This is a genomic window from Endozoicomonas sp. SESOKO3 (genome assembly GCF_024606255.1).
The window spans coordinates 1-1,541 of the sequence record NZ_JAHHPR010000266.1 but is presented as its reverse complement, the minus strand read 5'-3'; the positions used below and the strand labels follow the sequence as shown (position 1 = coordinate 1,541).

The 1,541-nt window shown below is 41.5% G+C and carries 4 protein-coding genes; all 4 read right to left on the bottom strand.

Annotated elements, in window-relative coordinates; translation table 11 throughout:
- The coding region (locus KDK18_RS04755) for a hypothetical protein (RefSeq protein WP_257253575.1) at positions 1–222 on the bottom strand (222 nt) is incomplete at its 3' end.
- A 138-nt stretch (positions 223–360) separates the two neighbouring features.
- A complete protein-coding gene (locus tag KDK18_RS04750; RefSeq protein WP_257253574.1) occupies positions 361–852 on the bottom strand; it encodes a GNAT family N-acetyltransferase in 492 nt (163 codons plus the stop codon).
- 103 nt (positions 853–955) lie between these two features.
- Positions 956–1,186, bottom strand: coding sequence for a type II toxin-antitoxin system BrnA family antitoxin (gene brnA / locus KDK18_RS04745; RefSeq protein WP_257253572.1), 231 nt, complete (start codon positions 1,184–1,186; stop codon positions 956–958).
- Between the two features lie 58 nt (positions 1,187–1,244).
- Positions 1,245–1,433 (bottom strand): BrnT family toxin, encoded by a 189-nt coding sequence (locus tag KDK18_RS04740; RefSeq protein ID WP_257253571.1) that lies wholly within the window; start codon positions 1,431–1,433, stop codon positions 1,245–1,247.
- Between the last annotated feature and the right edge of the window lie 108 nt (positions 1,434–1,541).

The following is a 1,541-nucleotide window of genomic DNA, read 5'->3' as shown; positions in this document are numbered from 1 at the left end:
ACGTTTGTCGTGCTGGTCAAAACGTTTGCGGTTCTCAGACTGGTAAGCCTCAATCTTGCGGTCTTGCCGCTCAAACATGAGCCGATTCTCTCGCTGGTTTTCGAGCACAATCTTCTGTGTTTCCCCAGTAATCTCGATGAGCCGATGTACAGCGTTATCCAGCGATTCAAAATGGGATTCAAGTTTCTCTACACGATATTCCAGTGACATACTGCGTACCATTATCATTTGTTGCAGGAGCAGTCAGCATAGCAGACATTGAGAGATTGCACAGAGACACCTAACGCCAAGTTAAGCGGTGGCAACGCAGGCGGCGTCTGATGGAAAGGCGCAGCCCCGGGAACGAACTTGAACTTTTTGTTAGGTGGGCATGATCATTTGCCAGTAGCCAACATCTTGCCACTGATTGAACTTAAACCCTACTTTCTCAAAATGAGCAACTTTTTTCATTCCTAGGTTTTCGTGTAAGGCAACACTTTTTTCATTTGGCAATGTTATACAACCAATAGCTGTTTTAATTCTTTTACTCTGTAATTTTTTTAACAACTCTCTATACAAAGCGCTACCAAGTCCCTTACTTTGAAAGTTCGGATCAAGATAAATAGTAGTTTCTACGGAAAACCGATATGCACTACGGTCATGCCATTGTGAAGCATAAGCATAACCGACTACTTTTGAATCATTTATTAACACGATCCAGGGCAAACCATCTGACTTAATTTTATTAACCCTAAAATCAATATCAGATGCTAAAATCTCTTCTTCTTCAAACGTAAATGCAGTGTTCCTTACATAGTGATTATAAATTTCTACAATCCGTTTAATATCACTGCTTTCGACCTCTCTTATCATTATTTCTGCCTCTTAACCGTGATATGTGGACACACCTAACGGCTGCAGCAAGGGAGCGAGCGCAGTGAGCGTCCCCGTTGGCTGCACTTGCTATGCTGCGCTCTCATCTGCGGGTTTGATCTAATTTTTCAGCCATCCATGTTTTTACTATTGCTTGACGAGCAACTCCAAGCCTGGCTGCTTCTTTATCAAGGGCATTGATCATCCATATTGGAAAGTCAATATTGACACGCTTTGTATCAAAATCAGGACGATGACCCTTGTCCCACTGAACCACATTATCAATTAGCTCACTGCCCTCATCAAAGGCTTTGTCGAAATCTTCAGTTTTCATAGCAAGTAATCTCCTTTGTTCTCGAACGGCGAACTGAAATAATTCTGATGTTATCTCCTCATAGTGTATAAACCGCTGTCCAGTGTTTGCCTTTGTACCTTGCAACCATGAGGAATCGCTCTTCTCCTTCAAGACTTGCAGGAAAGATGATTTTTGACTCATCCTCCCATAAGTTTTGAGCTTCATCGAAGTCAATACCATGTTTGTCAAAATTAGTCATACTTTTATTCGGATCGTATTCAAACAAGTGATTTTGACACCTATAAATACAGCAATTAGGTATCAATTATATACCATTTGATGCTAGCAGCCTGTCGGACTTAAGGCTGTCCTACTGCGGTTGCAATAAATTGGT

Excerpts from the sequence above, each read along its gene's own strand:
- brnA (WP_257253572.1), bottom strand. The coding sequence starts at position 1,186 with ATGAAAACTGAAGATTTCGACAAAGCCTTTGATGAGGGCAGTGAGCTA.
- KDK18_RS04750 (WP_257253574.1), bottom strand. The coding sequence starts at position 852 with ATGATAAGAGAGGTCGAAAGCAGTGATATTAAACGGATTGTAGAAATT.